Source organism: Verrucomicrobiota bacterium (assembly GCA_037139415.1).
Taxonomy (GTDB): domain Bacteria; phylum Verrucomicrobiota; class Verrucomicrobiia; order Limisphaerales; family Fontisphaeraceae; genus JBAXGN01.
This window is the reverse complement of the sequence record JBAXGN010000071.1, coordinates 18,567-35,285: the sequence shown is the minus strand read 5'-3', so window position 1 is coordinate 35,285 and position 16,719 is coordinate 18,567. Positions and strand designations below refer to the sequence as shown.

Genomic DNA, 16,719 nt, shown 5'->3' with positions numbered 1-16,719 from the left:
TTTATTCAAAAACCTGCAAAAAATCCGCATTGTTAAGTCCGACAGGCTGCTAGAGAGAATTCGATCGAACGGGATTCCATTGAAAGAGTTTGCACAGCTCAGGCCACTTTATGGCATCAAAACCGGTTTGAATGAGGCCTTTCTAATTTCCAAAGAGACGCGAAATAGATTAGTTGCCGAGGACAGAAACTGCGAAGAGACCCTCCGTCCTTATCTGCGTGGACAGGACATCGGTCGCTGGATACCTGACTGGGCGAATCTTTGGATGATCGTCCTGCCGTCAAGTAACGACCGGGCTTGGCCGTGGGCAGACCTTGGTGAGCAGGCTGAAGCCAAGTTTAAGGCCCAGTATCCCAGTCTGCACGGTTACTTGAAGCCTTTGGAGGAACGGCTACGGAATCGGCAGGACCAAGGGAAATACTGGTGGGAGCTGCGGTCCTGTGCATACTGGCAGGAATTCTTGCGACCAAAATTGTGCATCCAACGGATAGCTTTCCATTCGCGAATTGCTCGGGACGACAGTGGGATGCTCGTAAACGACGCCGCAATCATCCTACCGACCACCGATCAATGGCTGCTGGCATGCCTGAACTCGCCAACCATGTGGTTTTTTTCCTTCCGCTTCTTTCCTCACAAAAAGGACGAAGCTCTGGCGATGGATATTCCCTACGTTGAGCGACTGTCGATCCCGCGTCCAACGCCACAGCAGCGGCAAGCAGCGGAGACTAACGTGCGGCGACTAATTGAAATCACCGCCAGCCAGCAACAGACCCAGCGCATGTTGCTCGACTGGCTCCGTGTGGAATACATGATTGAAAAACCCGGAAACAAGCTCCAGAGCGTAACCTCACTCGATTCCGATACTTGGGTGAGCGAGGTGAAGCGCATTCGGGGCAAGAAACTACCGCTGACCGCTGCTGGGGTCCACGCCCTGCGGGAGGAATATATTCGCACAATCGAACCAGCGCGTGCCCTGGCTGTCGAAACCTTGAAGCTTGAAGGTGCTCTCAGTGACCTGGTCAATCAAGCCTATGGTTTAACTCCAGCGGAGATTGATCTCATGTGGCAAACCGCCCCGCCACGGATGCCCATCCCGACACCCACCCCGTGATTTCCAATGGAGTTCGAATATTTCAAAGTTTCTTGCGCGGTACGGCACGCCCGGCACAATATCATTGGATGAATATCAACCATTGGCTCAAATGAACGACGGGAACATTGATTTTCATCCAGAGGTGCGGCGATTGACCGAAGAAAACGGTTTATTGCGCGAAGAGTTGACCGCGCTGCTGGCCGAGGCCCACGACCTGGTCCACACGGTGAAGCCAAACCTGCTGGCGATTTACCAGACCCGGATTGGGAAATGGGAATTGGACCTGTTGCGTGTCCGGTTAGAGTATGCACGCCTGAAGCGCCAAGTGGAACTGGTGCAGGCCAGCCTGAATGTGGGCGAGAAACCGGATTTGGTGGCTATCGAAGGGCAACTGGAGCTTGAATTTTTGCAGTGGCAGCAACGTTTGGCGGAAGCCGTTGGAACGCTGGAAGCGGCGGAAAAACGGTTGAAGCATTTGTTATCGCCCGAAGATAGTCGGGAGTTGAAGAAGCTCTATTACGCCCTGGTGAAGAAATTGCACCCCGATGTGAATCCGAATTTGACGCCCGAGCAACAACGGCTTTGGCCCCGGGTTCAGGAAGCGTATGAGGCGGCGGATATTCAGGAGCTTCGGGCGTTAACGCTGCTGGCGGAGAAAAATGCCGCCGTGGCCCCACCGCCCAAATCATTGGATCGTCTTCGTCAGAACCAGCAGACGCTGGAGAAGCAAATCCATGCCACCCTCAAGGAAATGGAGCAGATTCAAAGCCAGCCCCCGTTCACCTTGCAGGCGACGTTGGATGACAGCGGATGGGTCGAATCCCGACGGCGCGAGTTGGAGGTTCAAACCGAGACATTGCGGATACAGCGCGATGCTTTGACGGCGCACCTGAAAATTCTGTTATCTGGAGATGCTTATGGAAAATGCTTTGGCAAAAATTGATCCGACGCTGATGGCGCTGATCCACGGCGCCTTTGGGAAAGATGGAGCCCTCCAGCCCTTTGCACGGGAAATCATGCTCATCGAATGCCACATTGCGGGCACGAGTCATCGGAATATTAAGGAGGTGGAACCGGACTTGGTGCCGGGAGTTTTTCTGGTGCTCAAACGCGAGGCGAACAATCCCCACGATGCGCTGGCGATCATGGTCTTCGACGCCGCTGGTCACCACCTCGGCTATGTGCCCCGCGCCAAGAACGAGGCGCTGGCCCGATTGATGGACGCCGGCAAGCTGCTCTTCGGCAAATTGGAAGCCAAAGCCTGGGTTGGCGAGTGGCTCAAGGTGGAGGCCCGCATTTATCTGAGGGATTTTTGACTGGGCTATACACATGATTCACGATTACCGTTAAGGAATGACATTTATGCGCCTGAACTTTGCGATTCTCCTGGCCCTGTTTTCCATCCTGCCCGGCTGGCTGGTGGCCCAACCGGCCGCCAACCTCCTTCATAATGGCGATTTCGCGGAACGCGGGAACGGCGGTGCGCCCGCCGGGTGGAATGTGGGTAAGGATTCACAACCATGGAAGCTGGAACCAGCGGCCAATTCGACGGCGAACAAACCGGCGCTCACCATTATCGTCGAACGAGCCCAGGCGAACTACGGAGCGGTGGAGCAATCGGTCAAGGGCCTGTCAAAAAACACCCGCTACCTCGCCGAAGCCAAGGTTAAGGCGAGCAGCAATGGGATTGCGCTCCTGATGATCAAGCTCCTTGATGGCTCCGGCAAGGAAATCCGGCGGATCAGCGGCGGTTTAAATATGGGCACCGACTGGGAGACCCTGCGCCTCGCCTTTAATTCCGAGGAGGCCGCCGCCGTTTCCGTGCTCTGCCGGTATTCGCAAGGCCAAGTCCAGATCGGCGCGCGGGTTTCCTTCGCTGAGGTAAGGCTCTACGAACCGAAAGCGGTTGTGCCGCAACGGACCGACCTGTATGTCTCGCTGGCGGGCAAGAGTGGTGCGTCCGGCACCAAAGCCGAACCGCTTGCCCGCATCCAGGAGGCACTGGACCGCGCCACTCCCGGCACCACCGTGCACCTCGCGCCGGGTGTGTATCGCGAACGCGTGCGCTTCAACGAAGGCGGGACCCCGAATTTCCCCGTCACGCTGGAGGGTGATCCCGGGGCGGTCATTGACGCCTCGGACCCGATCGCGCTCGAATGGAAACCGGCTGATGACCTCGGCCCCGGAGTTTACAAGGCCGCTCTCGCTTCGCCGGTGATCACCGTTACGGTAGACGACAAAATTGTCACGATCCTTGATGAACGGCGCGTGGACCCGGAGAACGTGAAGAAGGTATTGGCGCGTGGCAAAAACAAGGCTGCCCTTGGCGTGGTGCCGGAAAATATTTACACGCCGGACTGGGCCTGGCCGGTGATCTTCCAGAAAGGCATCGGCCCCTCGGGCTGGGAAGGCGTGAAAGCCCTCACGATGTATTCGGACAAGCGTAAGGAACTGATCCTCCGCATTCGCGGCAACCCCGATCCGCGCAAGCTGAAGCTGACGGTTGCCCCGCGACTTCCCGCCATCACCATCCGTGGCGTGGATCGTTGCGTGGTGCGCGGGGTCACAATCCGCTACGCCTGGCAGGGGGTACTCGTCGAGCATTCGGCTGGATCAACCGTGGAAGCCTGCCGCATCGAGATCACCGATCACGGTGTGTTTCTCGGTGCCGGGGCTGACCGCTGCACGGTGCGCTTCAATGAGATTTCGCAAGATCCGTATGCGGGTGCCAGCCCCAAAATGATCGGTTGGTGGGACAACTGGCTGGCGGTCAAGGAGGGCGGCTTCTATGACCGCGTCGGCATTGAAATCCACGCCACCGCAGGCGGCCACGTCATTCACGATAACTACATCCACGATGGCTGGGACGGCATCGAAGATACCGGGGCTGTGGGCGAAAACCGGAATCTCGACGTGCATCACAACCGCATCTTCCGCGTGGCCGACGATGGCTTGGAGCCCAACGGCGCGGGCGAGAACTGCCGCTGGCATGACAACTGGGTGGAGGAGACCTGCTGTGGCTTCCGCATCAAGACCATCAAGGCCGGCCCGCTCTACGCCTACCGCAACATCTATTTCGACAATGGCGAGGATTACCGCTGCTTTGTGCCCCAGTATCCATCCCCGGTGTACGTGTATCACAATACTTCAACGAGCAGCTCGGCGGTGACCTATAACAAGGTGCAGGGGATCGGCACGCCGAACTACTGGTTTCTCAATAATATTTTTTGGTGCGAGCGCTGGTGGTCCGGCACTGAACTCAAGCCCAACTGGCACGGGGAAAATAACATCATCGTGCGGCGCGGCCAGCGCAGCGACTGGAGCAAAACGAAAAATCTGGCGGCGGAACTGGGCATTGATCGAGGCAGCCTCTGGCTCGAAGGCGATCCCGGCTTTGTGAACGCGGAAAGCCACGATGTGCGGCTGCGCGCGGATAGCCCGGCCCGCGGCCGTGCTGGCGACCTGGCTACCCTTACCGGCAAAAGCCTTCCGGGCTATGAGACGGGGAAGAAGCCGGACGCCGGGGCCGTGCCGTACGGCGAGCCGCTTCCAGAAATCCCGCGCAAACGCGGCACCTTCACCGTTCCCGCCGCCGGATCACTGCCGGGAGAATGAAAAAACACCAACCCGCTGAAGCAAGACCGCGACGGGCAATTTCGGAAGACTGATCTCACGGACACAGATGGCACGAGACCCAGTGCCCCGGCGTGAGTTCGCGCAACACCGGCACTTCCGTGCGGCAACGCGCCTCCGCCATCGCGCAGTGCAGATGAAACGGGCCCCCCGCTGGTGGATGAATCGGTGAGGGCGTCGTGGCGACCAGACTCGTCAAGCGATTCAGCCGGTCATAAATTCTGGCAGACGCATTGATCACGGAATTGTTATGCCTCATAATCCGATCCTGCACAAGCGCCGAGTTGACCCCGGCAACATAACGATAGGTGGCCCGGTCACTCCCATTGGTGACACCGTACACCAACCCTCGTCGGTCATAGCCAAACGTGCTGACTGGCGTGGTGCCATTCGAATAATTGACACTGGCCAAATCGCCCAGCGGGACTATCTATGTATCCGATACTATCACCATCGGGATACACCTTATTGGTGCGCCAGCCGCGATAACTGTCATACTCCCACCGCGTCACCCGTTCCCCGGTGCCATTGGCAAAGTCGCTCCAATTCGTGAGCGACAACAACCGCCCCTGCTCATCGCGGCCACACCCCGCCGAATACGTGCCTGATTAGACAATGCACCTCCATTTTTTCCTGTATTCCGCCGTTGAATTCACACAAACTACGCACGAACACGTTTACCCGATGAAGCTGCAAGATATGATCGGTTGTTATCGCGACACCCTGCTTAAGGATGTTATGCCGTTCTGGCTCAAGAATGGCATGGACAAAAAGCATGGCGGCATCATGACGGCATTGGATCGGGTCGGCTCGGTAGTGGATACGGATAAATCGGTCTGGTTTCAAGGGCGGGCAGCCTGGATGTTTGCCACTTTATACAACACCATTGAGCCACGAAAGCAGTGGCTTGAGGCCGCCGCGAGCTGCTTGAACTTTGCCCGGCAGCATTGTTATGCCGAATCCGGCAAGATGTATTTTACGGTCACGCGCGAGGGACGTCCACTTCGCATGCGGCGCTATGTGTATTCCGAATGTTTTGCCGCTATCGCCTTTGCCGCTTACGCAAAGGCTACGGGTGATAAATCGGCCGAACGGGATGCGCACAAAGCGTTTACCATGTTCCTAAAGTTCAACTTTGAACCGGGCCACGCTCCCGCCAAAGTGAATCCAGATACCCGCCCAATGAAGGCGCTCGCCCCGTTGATGATCACCATCGTCACGGCGCAGGAATTTCGCGCCAACCTGGGTGATGTGCCGGTACTGGGAGCAACCTGCTCGGAATGGATTGACCGGGCCATCCATGAAATCAAACGGGATTTCTTTAAACCCAGGCTTAAGGCGCTCATGGAGGTGGTGGGACCCAAAGGCGAGATTTACGATCACTTTGACGGGCGCATGTTAAATCCCGGTCATGCCATCGAATGCGCATGGTTCATCCTGCATGAGGCAAAGATTCGTGGCGATAACAAGCTGGCGAAGCTCGGATTGAGCATTCTGGATGGCATGTGGGACCGGGGCTGGGATCGTGAATTTGGAGGCTTTTTTTATTTCCGCGACCTCCGCAATCTGCCCGTGCAGGAATACTGGCAAGACATGAAATTCTGGTGGCCTCACAATGAAGCCATCATTGCCACGCTCCTGGCTTGGCGAATGACCGGTGATAAAAAATACGCCCGTTGGCACAAACTCGTCCACGACTGGTCCTTTAAACATTTTGCCGACCCCAGGCACGGTGAATGGTTCGGCTACCTCCGGCGCGATGGCACGCCTGCCAACACCCTCAAAGGCTCACTGTGGAAAGGCCCATTCCATTTACCAAGAATGCTGTGGTACTGCTGGCAACTTCTGGAAGAGGCATGAATACAGGTTTCAGGTCGGAAATCCTGGAGTACAATCCGGAGTTGGACAAGTGGCCCATCATTGGTAGAATGTCGGCACCGCGCGCCACCGTGGCAGTTGTTCTCTGGAATGGTGGATATGTGATCCCCATTGGTGAGGTCCGGCGCGGGGTGCGGTCGCCCGAAGTTTGGATATGGAATCCGGAATGAATCGTTCAGCGGCAAATCAAATTTCGCCATGGCGGGTGGTTATCCTGCTCTGGCCGGTCGCGCTATTGAATTATCTCGACCGGCAAATGCTGGCGACGATGAAGCTGTCCATGCAGGTGGATATCCCGGCGCTGAAAAGCGCCGAGACCTTTGGCATGCTGATGGCCATCTTCATGTGGGTCTATGCAATCTGCAGTCCCCTCAGCGGCGTGTTTGCCGACCGTTTTAATCGTAAATGGCTCATCGTATTCAGCCTGGCCGTTTGGTCTGCCGTCACAATAAGCATGGGCGTCACCCATGACTTTTTCACGCTGTATTGCCTGCGTGCCGTCATGGGCATCAGCGAGGCAGTCTATATTCCCGCCGGGCTATCTTTAATCGCAGATTTTCACCGCGGGCCCACGCGTTCACTGGCCGTCGGTATTCACATGAGCGGGATTTATATGGGACAGGCGCTGGGTGGTGTGGGCGGCTGGGTGGCCCAGGATATTTCCTGGCACGCAGCGTTTGCCGGATGCGGCGGCATTGGCGTGGCCTATGCGCTGGTGCTGGCGATCTTCCTGCATGAGACTGACACCCGGAGCCATCAGAATGCCAATAATACCCAGCCGGTTGGGTCGCGTGATTTTTCCAACGTACACTGGCTCGGTTTTATTATCTTGCTCGCCTGCTTTTCGCTGCCCAGCCTGCCGGGTTGGGCGGTCAAGAACTGGTTGCCGACCCTATTGCAGGATCGCTTCTTATTGGATCAAAAGCATTCCGGTCTCTGGGCGACCAGCCTCACCGCCGGCGCCTCATTTTTTGGGGTGATGATCGGTGGCAGGATTTCCGACCTGCTCTCACAACGCCATTTGGGCGGTCGCACTTGGGTCAGTGCCTTGGGGCTCTTCCTCACTGTGCCGGCATTGCTGGGCATGGGGATGGCTCCGGCCTTTTGGCTGGTGATGATCTGCGCCGGTCTTTATGGCTTTGGATTCGGCTTTTTTGACACCAACAACATGCCCATTGCCTGTCAGGTCGTGCCGCCGCACCTCCGCGCCACGGCGTATGGTTTGATGAATTTTGCCGGTATTGCCGCCGGCGCGTACCTGACACCCTTGCTGGGCAGGCTTAAGGATCATGGGGTGCCGCTGGCCACGGGATTTGCGCTTTGCGTCATCCCCTCCATCCTCGCCATGATTCTAATGCTCCTGCTCCGCCCCCGGCAGCGGGATTGCGGCAGCGAAGACAAAACCTGAACCCCTGATTTATATCGCATCAATCAACCTTCACCATTAACACAAAATTAATCATGTCATCATTCAAACTTCACGGGCTCGTCGCGGCTGCCCATGCGCCGTTCAAAGCGGATGGATCGCTCAACCTGGCCGTTGTCGAAAAACAAGCGGCGCATTTCCTCAAGAACAAAATCACCACCGCCTTCATCAACGGCAGCACCGGTGAAAGCCATTCGCTTTCACTGATCGAACGCACCCTGCTTGCGGAACGCTGGCTGGCCGTCACCAAAGACACCAAGCTCAAGGTCGTGGTCCATGTGGGGTCCAATTGCATCGAGGACGCCCGGACGCTTGCCGCCCATGCGCAAAAACACGGTGCGGTCGCCATCTCCGCCCTGGCGCCATCCTATTTCAAGCCGCGCAACGTCAACGCGCTGGTGGAGTGCTGCGTCCACATCGCCGAAGGCGCACCTGCGCTGCCCTTCTATTTTTATGATATCCCCGCGCTTACCGGGGTGAGTCTCGCCATGCCGGAATTTCTCGAACAAGGCGGCGAACGAATTCCCAACCTGGCCGGCATCAAATGGACCAACGTGGACATGTACAATTACCAGTTTGCCATGCGCGCCGCTGGCGGAGTGTTCGACCTGCCCTGGGGCAATGACGAATTCATGCTGGCCGCACTCGCCCTGGGCGCCAAAGGCGCGGTCGGCAGCGGCTATTGTTTCGCCGCGCCCGTCTATCATCGGATCATCAAAGCCTTCAACGCCGGGGATCTGGACACCGCGCGCATGGAGCAATTCCGGGGCGCGCAATTGGTAAAGACATTGGTTGCCACGCCGTCCGGCTACCTTGGCGCGGCCAAGGCGCTGATGGGGTTGCTGGGGGTTCCCGTTGGTCCCGCACGCCTGCCGAACGGAAACCTGGCGGCCGAAGAAATTCAGCAATTGGAATCCGCGTTGGAGAAAATCGGCTTCTGGAAATGGATTCAATAAAAAGAAAACTTTTGACTGCGGATTGCGGATTGGGTGGGCTTGTGGGTTTGGGGGTTGATGGGAAAAGGTGGGGCGCAAAACCAGCAACGGTTGCTCCCCCTTGCGCCCCCGCAACCAACCCTGGCCTCTGGTGACGCAATTCCTTCAGAATTGTTGCCTCCATCCGGGATGCGGGCGGCAATTCCAACGGAATTGTGGCCTCCAGCCCAGAATCGCAAGGCACGAGCCACCCTGGGTCAGGCGGTTCGTTAAATCCCCAACCCTGAATGGGTTGCGGCCATGCCCGGCGGCGGGCAGGGTGGTCCAATGCACCCCGAAGTGCCCATTTTGGCGGTTTTGGCGATGGTTTTTACATTATCCGTCATGACTTTTGCCTCATCAGCTACAACTTTTACGTCATCGGCTACAACTTTTGCCTCGTGTTCCGGAGGTCATGCCGCCCTTACAGGGCGGGACGGTTGACGGGGGGCTTTTCCCCGGGCCTTCAGCCCGGGCTATCACATGACGGGCCTTCGGCCCTGCCACCAATCCTGGCCGGTGGGGGCGCAATTCTAATTGTTCCAGCGCATCCCCTGCCGTCACCTGACCTGGCGCGGGATTGCGCTCCCTCAATCCGGAGGATGGACAGGGTGTAGCGTTCACGGGGCGCATTACGGAAAAGCAGGAGTCCCCCCATTCCCATTATTGCTTTGGCACCGGTTTATCAGACCGGCGCTCCAAGCGGAAGCTGGAAAGGAGATTCACATAAAAATGCAGATTCAAAGTCCCAGCAGGCATATCATACATTAAATTGCAATAAGGAGGGTCATCGGAACGTCTGGTGGGAGTGCCAAGAATTTGAATAAAGTCTGCCATTGGAGAGGACGCGCTAAGGCCCTTTTCAAAGCGGCGATTCTCATTACGCTTGGAAATGATTTTCAAAACCGAATTGCTGCCGGGATCAAATATCACAATTGCGTCCCAGTAATCAAGACGCCGCCCGCCGAGACATCGGGAATAAAACCGCTGCGGTTTACCCCAGGCAGCAACCACCTCGTCCATGGTCATTCCAAGGCAAATCTTGCCGAGGCACCCTTGAACATTGCTGTCATGCAGGTTGATCACCTCGTTGGTAAGTTTAGGCGTGGTATTATTTGTATCCAACAAAAGCGGAGAACAAACGTACCCGATTTGGCATTCATCGTTGGTGCCCACCAAGGCCAGATAACTTTGGTAATACGATTGGTCTGCGCCCGGACAACTCGTGGCGACAAGCCAGACCAGACCAGCAAAGTATTGAAGCATGATTCTCATAGAAGTTGATGTTCACAGGTCGCCTTGCAGTAAAGGCGCATGACTTTTGGCTCACGATTCATGATTGGAAACCTACGCCCACCCCCGTTAAGGAAGCAAGGGTGATTTCTGCCGGGAAAGTTGGTTTCCGGGCGGACCAGCGGTGAACACCCCGCCCCCTTATCCGCGATAAATAATGGTTTGTCCGGTTTGTCGCCAAAAATCATCCATGGTCCGCCCTAATTGGCTTCAGCGCTGTTAACGCACTTCAGGAGTTTTTCGGAAGCGGTTTTCCACTGGCCTTCGGTGGCGGCGGCGGTCGCCAGAACAACTTTGGCGCCGTTCTTGACGGCCTTGGCGTACCAATGAAGGGGTCGGCCTTTAAACGTTCCCTTGTATTCAAAAACGACCGTGGTCTCCGTGGCTGATTCCTTGGTGATTGTCATTCCTTGCGCGGCCAATGACAGCTTTGAAAGGGCGACATACTCGGCGATGGTTCCGGTATACCGCTGAAGTTGCACGACGACATTGGGGGCGAAGCCATCCGATACCGGCATAAACATCGTCAGGCAATGGTAGGTCGTATCGCCCGCCGGCGCTTCATCCAATGGCGCGATCGAATAACCCTGATTCGAGAACGTGCATTTCGCCGTTTGGTCTGCGCCATTCATGCAAACCGACGAAACAACCACCAGACCGATTAATAGCCATGCTTTCATGTCATTTTCCTTTCTGCTTCCACTGATAAGCAATCGCTTTTGACTCACGATGCTTGCGGCTGACCCTACGCCCGCCCCCAACGGGGAAGCAAGGGGGATTTTTTACGCTATTTCTCCCAGTCATCTGTGCGGAAGGGGGAGGCGGGCAAGCCTTGAGCGTCGAACAGGCTGGGTTGCGGCCAGTTGGCCCACGCATACCGCGCCGCCACGGGCTTGGGCACGGCGGGACTGCTGAGGACCACGGTGTTGCCACGAATCACCGCCGTGGCCGCCACGAATTTGCGATCTTCACCGGCAAGCGTGAAGCCGCTGAGGAGCATGGGCGTCCCGCCCATGGCTGGGGTGGTGGTCGCGCTCAGACTCACGGGCGAGACGCCCGTGTCACGAAATCGCACGACGAGGTTCGCGCCATCCACGGTGAACCTGGCGTACAACGGCCCGCACCCGGTCACCGGTTGGCCGTAGATCAGCCGCCGCGCCTCCAGGGCCAGCCGTTCGCCGACGGGTTGCTTGTCGGCGGGGTGGATGTTGTCCCGCTCGCCATGGTCAATGGTCACGATCATCGCAGTGTTGGTCACGGTTTGCAGTGTCACCAGCATGGATTCGCGCAGGGTGGCCCAGTCATCGCTTTTGCCCGGCGAATCGTAGGCGGGCAATTGCACGAAGAGGAACGGCAGGCCCGGCTGGCCGCTGGCCGCGCGCCAACTGCGGATCAGCGCGGGGAAAATCTCCCGGTAGGCAAAGGCGCGCCCGGCGTTGTGTTCGCCCTGGTACCAGACGATGCCGCGCTTGGCGTAGGGGATGATCGGCGCAATGACGCCGTTCCAATCGCTGCACGGGTAACCGCCATCCACGGCCGAAACCGGCTTGGGCGGCTCGGGCGGTTTGGCGCCTTTGGCCTTGGCATCGCGGACGGCGGCCTCATAACGCTCCTGGAAGATGCGGTTGCGGGCCGCCACGCTTTCCGGGCTGGCGCGCTTGATGGCATCTTCATAGAACTTCTTGCCGCTGGGCACGGAGAGCAGGGCTTCCCGGGGCATTTTGATCTCCGCGGAGCCGCCGCCATGGGAGGCGCGCAGGATGCCGAGCGGCACCTGGAGGTGCGCATGCAGGGATTTCGCGAAGTAAAACGCCACGGCGGAGAGGTGGGCATTGTTGGCCGGCGCCACGGGTTCCCATTTGGCCTCCACATCCTCCTGCGGCGTTTCCCGGAACGTGGCGTTGGGGGCTTGGAAGAAGCGCACCGCCGGCAGGCTGGTGGACTGGATGTCCTCCGCAGTTCCCGGGTAGCGGCGGGCGGCCTCCATGGACATCGCCATGTTGGATTGGCCCGAGCAAAGAAAAACATCGCCGACGAGCACGTTGGTGACGCTTGCTGAATTGATCCGCAAGGTTCGCGGCGCCGCGCTGGCGGGCAGGGGATCCAGCGCGATCTGCCACTTGCCGGTGGCATCGGCCTTCACGGGCTTCACCTGCTCGGCGAACTCCACCGTCACGCTCTCCCCCGGCTCCGCCCAACCCCAGAACGGCACCGGCTGATCCCGCTGCAACCCCATGCCATGCGAGAACAGATGGGGGAGGTGAACGGTGGCCCCAGCCAGGCACGGGAATAAAAGGGCGAGGCAAAGCAGTTTTCCGGTCATGATGTTGCGGAAGACGCCACGGGATGGCATTGGCTTCGAGTTCAATGATGCGCTCATGGGTCGCGCTGCGGTAAAGACACTGCTGTTGGCTCACGCTGCATGCCGGCGACCCTACGCCCGCCCCGGTTAGGGAATCAAGGGGGAATTTTCCCCCGGACAAGACCTTGTCCGCTTTAGCTGGAGGTTGCAGGATTTAAGCCCAGAGGCCCAGTTTTGGCCCAATGCGCGGTTTTAAGTGGGGGTTATTCTTTCAGTGCGTGCAGGATCGGGGAAACTGGTTCAATGAAAGAAAGACAATTCGTTGCCGGATGCGTCATTTGTCATAGGAGTTACAAAGTTCGTATGCCACCAAGACGACCAGAGAGGTGATATGGAGCGCCAAGGCCAGGTTTCCCAAAGTTTCGATCGGTTTCTTGCTCATGAGCCCGCTGCCGATGAACACGCACAAACAACCGATAACTATCGAAACCATCCAACTATCGATGAGGAAGGCATGGGGTATCCCACGGGGCCAGGCCGCAAGAAATACAAGTTGGGCGACCGGCATAAGCAGGAGCAGGTACGAGATCGCGTAACAGCGGTTCTTTAGCCGGTTTTTCGGGGTGTTATCCATACCTGATAAGAAATTGTTTTTTGTCACTGTTCATGCACTCACGGGTCGCGTTGCGGTGAAGCAGGAATTCCCCCATTCCCATTATTGCTTTGGCACAGGTTTATCAGACCGGCGCTCCAAGCGGAAGCTGGAAAGGAGATTCACATAAAAATGCAGATTCAAAGTCCCAGCAGGCATATCATACATTAAATTGCAATAAGGAGGGTCATCGGAACGTCTGGTGGGAGTGCCAAGAATTTGAATAAAGTCTGCCATTGGAGAGGACGCGCTAAGGCCCTTTTCAAAGCGGCGATTCTCATTACGCTTGGAAATGATTTTCAAAACCGAATTGCTGCCGGGATCAAATATCACAATTGCGTCCCAGTAATCAAGACGCCGCCCGCCGAGACATCGGGAATAAAACCGCTGCGGTTTACCCCAGGCAGCAACCACCTCGTCCATGGTCATTCCAAGGCAAATCTTGCCGAGGCACCCTTGAACATTGCTGTCATGCAGGTTGATCACCTCGTTGGTAAGTTTAGGCGTGGTATTATTTGTATCCAACAAAAGCGGAGAACAAACGTACCCGATTTGGCATTCATCGTTGGTGCCCACCAAGGCCAGATAACTTTGGTAATACGATTGGTCTGCGCCCGGACAACTCGTGGCGACAAGCCAGACCAGACCAGCAAAGTATTGAAGCATGATTCTCATAGAAGTTGATGTTCACAGGTCGCCTTGCAGTAAAGGCGCATGACTTTTGGCTCACGATTCATGATTGGAAACCTACGCCCACCCCCGTTAAGGAAGCAAGGGTGATTTTCCTGCTATTTCTCCATGATCAATGGTCACGACCATCGCGGTGTTGGTCACGGTTTGCAGCGTCACCAGCATGGATTCGCGCAGGGTGGCTCAGTCATCGCTTTTGCCCGGCGAATCGTACGCGGGCAATTACACGAAGAGGAAAAGCAGTTTTCCGGTCATGGCGTTTGAAAAGATATGGTCCAGGCGATTGGCCCGTTGGCAGAGCGTTCGAGAATCAACTCGATGAGGTCAGGTTTGCCGGCCACCGGTCGGAGTGCGGCCTTACTCTTGACGGGAGCCAGCCCCGATTTGACAATATCCTTCTCAATGGTTTCGTCCACCGTCGCAGCGGCTGGTTTTTGCCCATTGGTGGCGAGGATGATCAGGTAAGGTTCACCACCAACCACATTGGCTACGCCACGCAATTGCTTCTTGGCCTCATCCCAATCGCAACCCAGCAGGTCCACATATCCTTGCATGAGGTGACGATCGGTGGAGAGAAATTGCGGATGCGCCTCGACCTCGTGAATGGACATCATCCTTGCCTCACCAGGGCGCAGTGTTTGTTCCAAGCGTTGTTTGCCGGGAAATTTACCCAGGAGGGCATCGTTCCAGAAGTCGTAAACGTAATAGTGTTTTGCCGGATCGAGCCCGAGTGCTCCAAACGCAGTGTCACCAGCCAAATCCACCGCTACCGTGGCGCTGTTCGTGGTATCGGTGTTGTAAAACGTGAGCTGGTGCCAGTGTGAATTAACCTTGAAGTCGTAGATGTGCGGCCATGTGCTAGTGAAGGCGTCCACGGGCCGGGCACTCTGGCGGTTGGCATGGAACGGATATAGGCGGGAAAGGTCATGCAATTGATCGGCGGTCATGCGGCCAAAGCTCGGCACAATCATCAGGGTGCCAGCGGCCACGTACGACATCGTCAGCATGGCGCGCTGTCCATCGCGGTTTGCCGGCACGGCATGAAAAGGGTTTTTGCCATCCATGTCATAGTTCAGGATGTTTCGGTTTTTATACCAGCGCAGCCCGACACGCGAGATCATGGTGGGATCAACGTTGTCGGTGTCGCCCTCGGTGCGCTGCGAGGTAACCAGGCCCAGCGTAACATCCGAACCGCGATCCAAGGCCCGTTCATGCAGGTAACAATCCGGGCCGAGTCCCTCTTTGGCCAGGCGGAAGATGTTGCGATAATGCATCGCGGTGGTGGCGTAGGGGTCCTCCATGCCGCCGCGCGTGGGCCAGCCGGTGAAAGGGAAGTCGGGATAATCGAACTTCACGCCCTGTACGCCAGCCAACCGCAGGTTTTCCCAGACTTCGCGGACGTGAGTGATGAAACCGGGATCGGTGTAATCGTAGCCCAGCTTGCGCGGCTGTTTCTTCTCCTTGTCGCGGTAAAGCTGCTCCCCCTTTTCGTTGAGATGCGGCGCGTTGGGCTCGTTGTGCAGCATGTGGCCGGGAAATTTTTCCGCGTAATCCTGCGAACGGAATCCAGTCTGGATATAAATCATCGGGATGCCGCCCAACGCTTTGACGGCGCCCGCCCATTTCCGGGCCGTTTCGTAAGGCGGCACAAACTGGCCGTGTGAACTAACCCAGTTCCCGGCGTTCTTGGCCCGGTTACTTGGCCCGCGTTGCCAATGCTCATCGTCCCACCATCCTTGCTGGTTGTGGGGATCGTAAAGGTCCGGCTCGATCAGCACGGCTACCGGTGCGTACTTCAGAAAGCCGCTCCGCACCACGCATTCCATTTCCTCCACCGCGCCAACCGAATCGTTTTGCGCGCGATAACCGGCGCGATCTTCGCCCCCGCCGAAATGCGGCACTTGGGCAAACCAGGTATCCACAATCGGGAACCGGCATACCGGCAGCACCACGGATTGCGCCAGCCGAACCTGATTGGCGTACGCCTCCAGCGCGTCAAACGGGTTGTCGATCATGAAGTCCACATAGAACCGGTCCTTGGCCACCAGGTAACGCGTGCCGGGATCAATCCGCTTGCCTACTGGATCATTGGCGAATAGCCGGACGGCCAACGCCTTGGGACCGCGCTCTAGCTCGGCGTACTTTTCAAACTCCTCGTAGCTCAGCCCGCCCACCACGAGTGACCGGTTTACGCCGGGATTGCCAAAAGTCACCAGCAGATTGTTCAGGCTTTTCCGTTTGCGTCCGTCATGCGCGACGTATGTCTTGGCACCGCCGCTGAATCCATCCAACGTGCTGTAGCGGGTCTGCGTTTCAAACCCGGCGAAGGCTTCGCCATCCAGCGTCGTAATGTCCCGGAGTTGAATGACCTTGTCCGTGGTATTTTCCAATCCGGCGGCGAGTGTGATAAAGCCACGCTCGTCATAGAGGGAGATTTGCAACAATAGTTTCGGGCCGCCGGACACCTTGCTGGTGATTAATATCGACCGTCCCATGCCCAGCGCATCACTGAGCGGTTCAACGACAAACGTATTCTCAGCTCCCGCCGATGAAAATTGGTCAAGCTTGGTCGTGGCATTCGCAATAATCACGCGGTCGCGTTTCTTATCCGTAGCGCTATAGGTACCCTTGGCCAGGTCGTAGTTGACGCGCACCAGGCGGTTTTCCACGGATACCACGCGATTCGATTCGCGTACTTGCACGAATGTTCGTTCCGCTGCCTGCACCGTCAGCAGCATCACTGCGTATGAAAGATAAAACGTAATGGATTTCACAGGT

Annotated in this window: 14 protein-coding genes; 7 read left to right on the top strand and 7 right to left on the bottom strand. The window is 57.1% G+C overall.

All coding sequences use genetic code 11. The annotated features are described in order from the left end of the window. The 4 genes from WCO56_13915 to WCO56_13900 form a co-directional block, all read left to right on the top strand. Positions 1 to 1,111: hypothetical protein (locus tag WCO56_13915; protein ID MEI7730666.1), on the top strand; the 1,111-nt coding region annotated here is incomplete at its 5' end. Positions 1,112 to 1,202: 91 nt separating this feature from the next. After that, positions 1,203 to 2,036: a J domain-containing protein gene (locus tag WCO56_13910; protein MEI7730665.1), complete on the top strand. Its 834-nt coding sequence runs from the start codon at positions 1,203 to 1,205 to the stop codon at positions 2,034 to 2,036. Continuing rightward, complete coding sequence (locus tag WCO56_13905) at positions 2,023 to 2,409, top strand: HIRAN domain-containing protein (protein ID MEI7730664.1); 387 nt, start codon at positions 2,023 to 2,025, stop codon at positions 2,407 to 2,409. The genes WCO56_13910 and WCO56_13905 overlap by 14 nt, the downstream gene beginning before the upstream one ends. A gap of 46 nt (positions 2,410 to 2,455) precedes the next feature. Next, entirely contained in the window at positions 2,456 to 4,708 is a 2,253-nt protein-coding gene (locus WCO56_13900; GenBank protein ID MEI7730663.1) for a right-handed parallel beta-helix repeat-containing protein, read from the top strand. 55 nt (positions 4,709 to 4,763) lie between these two features. Here the strand turns inward: WCO56_13900 and WCO56_13895 are convergent, their stop codons facing one another. Continuing rightward, positions 4,764 to 5,138 (bottom strand): oligopeptide/dipeptide ABC transporter ATP-binding protein, encoded by a 375-nt coding sequence (locus WCO56_13895; GenBank protein ID MEI7730662.1) that lies wholly within the window; start codon positions 5,136 to 5,138, stop codon positions 4,764 to 4,766. Between the two features lie 272 nt (positions 5,139 to 5,410). Between WCO56_13895 and WCO56_13890 the strand changes: the two genes are divergently transcribed. From WCO56_13890 to WCO56_13880, 3 genes are all read left to right on the top strand, one after another. Beyond that, positions 5,411 to 6,586, top strand: coding sequence for an AGE family epimerase/isomerase (locus tag WCO56_13890; GenBank protein ID MEI7730661.1), 1,176 nt, complete (start codon positions 5,411 to 5,413; stop codon positions 6,584 to 6,586). A 184-nt stretch (positions 6,587 to 6,770) separates the two neighbouring features. Next, positions 6,771 to 8,012, top strand: a complete 1,242-nt coding sequence (locus WCO56_13885; protein MEI7730660.1) for an MFS transporter — start codon at positions 6,771 to 6,773, stop codon at positions 8,010 to 8,012. A gap of 53 nt (positions 8,013 to 8,065) precedes the next feature. Then, positions 8,066 to 8,986 (top strand): dihydrodipicolinate synthase family protein, encoded by a 921-nt coding sequence (locus WCO56_13880; GenBank protein ID MEI7730659.1) that lies wholly within the window; start codon positions 8,066 to 8,068, stop codon positions 8,984 to 8,986. A 681-nt stretch (positions 8,987 to 9,667) separates the two neighbouring features. On the opposite strand, the gene WCO56_13875 is transcribed toward WCO56_13880, so the two are convergent. From WCO56_13875 to WCO56_13850, 6 genes are all read right to left on the bottom strand, one after another. Beyond that, complete coding sequence (locus tag WCO56_13875; GenBank protein ID MEI7730658.1) at positions 9,668 to 10,279, bottom strand: hypothetical protein; 612 nt, start codon at positions 10,277 to 10,279, stop codon at positions 9,668 to 9,670. A 218-nt stretch (positions 10,280 to 10,497) separates the two neighbouring features. Continuing rightward, positions 10,498 to 10,977: a hypothetical protein gene (locus WCO56_13870; protein ID MEI7730657.1), complete on the bottom strand. Its 480-nt coding sequence runs from the start codon at positions 10,975 to 10,977 to the stop codon at positions 10,498 to 10,500. 107 nt (positions 10,978 to 11,084) lie between these two features. After that, positions 11,085 to 12,677: a sialate O-acetylesterase gene (locus tag WCO56_13865; GenBank protein ID MEI7730656.1), complete on the bottom strand. Its 1,593-nt coding sequence runs from the start codon at positions 12,675 to 12,677 to the stop codon at positions 11,085 to 11,087. 256 nt (positions 12,678 to 12,933) lie between these two features. After that, complete coding sequence (locus WCO56_13860) at positions 12,934 to 13,233, bottom strand: hypothetical protein (protein ID MEI7730655.1); 300 nt, start codon at positions 13,231 to 13,233, stop codon at positions 12,934 to 12,936. 81 nt (positions 13,234 to 13,314) lie between these two features. Next, on the bottom strand, positions 13,315 to 13,926 hold the full coding sequence (locus WCO56_13855; GenBank protein MEI7730654.1) for a hypothetical protein: 612 nt from the start codon (positions 13,924 to 13,926) through the stop codon (positions 13,315 to 13,317). A gap of 266 nt (positions 13,927 to 14,192) precedes the next feature. Next, positions 14,193 to 16,715, bottom strand: coding sequence for a hypothetical protein (locus WCO56_13850; GenBank protein MEI7730653.1), 2,523 nt, complete (start codon positions 16,713 to 16,715; stop codon positions 14,193 to 14,195). Positions 16,716 to 16,719 lie beyond the last annotated feature (4 nt).

What these genes read in the sequence shown, in the direction of transcription:
- WCO56_13865 (MEI7730656.1), bottom strand. Translation starts at nt 12,677, where the DNA reads ATGAGCGCATCATTGAACTCGAAGCCAATGCCATCCCGTGGCGTCTTC.
- WCO56_13900 (MEI7730663.1), top strand. Translation starts at nt 2,456, where the DNA reads ATGCGCCTGAACTTTGCGATTCTCCTGGCCCTGTTTTCCATCCTGCCC.
- WCO56_13880 (MEI7730659.1), top strand. Translation starts at nt 8,066, where the DNA reads ATGTCATCATTCAAACTTCACGGGCTCGTCGCGGCTGCCCATGCGCCG.
- WCO56_13870 (MEI7730657.1), bottom strand. Translation starts at nt 10,977, where the DNA reads ATGAAAGCATGGCTATTAATCGGTCTGGTGGTTGTTTCGTCGGTTTGC.
- WCO56_13885 (MEI7730660.1), top strand. Translation starts at nt 6,771, where the DNA reads ATGAATCGTTCAGCGGCAAATCAAATTTCGCCATGGCGGGTGGTTATC.
- WCO56_13855 (MEI7730654.1), bottom strand. Translation starts at nt 13,926, where the DNA reads ATGAGAATCATGCTTCAATACTTTGCTGGTCTGGTCTGGCTTGTCGCC.
- WCO56_13875 (MEI7730658.1), bottom strand. Translation starts at nt 10,279, where the DNA reads ATGAGAATCATGCTTCAATACTTTGCTGGTCTGGTCTGGCTTGTCGCC.
- WCO56_13860 (MEI7730655.1), bottom strand. Translation starts at nt 13,233, where the DNA reads ATGGATAACACCCCGAAAAACCGGCTAAAGAACCGCTGTTACGCGATC.
- WCO56_13910 (MEI7730665.1), top strand. Translation starts at nt 1,203, where the DNA reads ATGAACGACGGGAACATTGATTTTCATCCAGAGGTGCGGCGATTGACC.
- WCO56_13890 (MEI7730661.1), top strand. Translation starts at nt 5,411, where the DNA reads ATGAAGCTGCAAGATATGATCGGTTGTTATCGCGACACCCTGCTTAAG.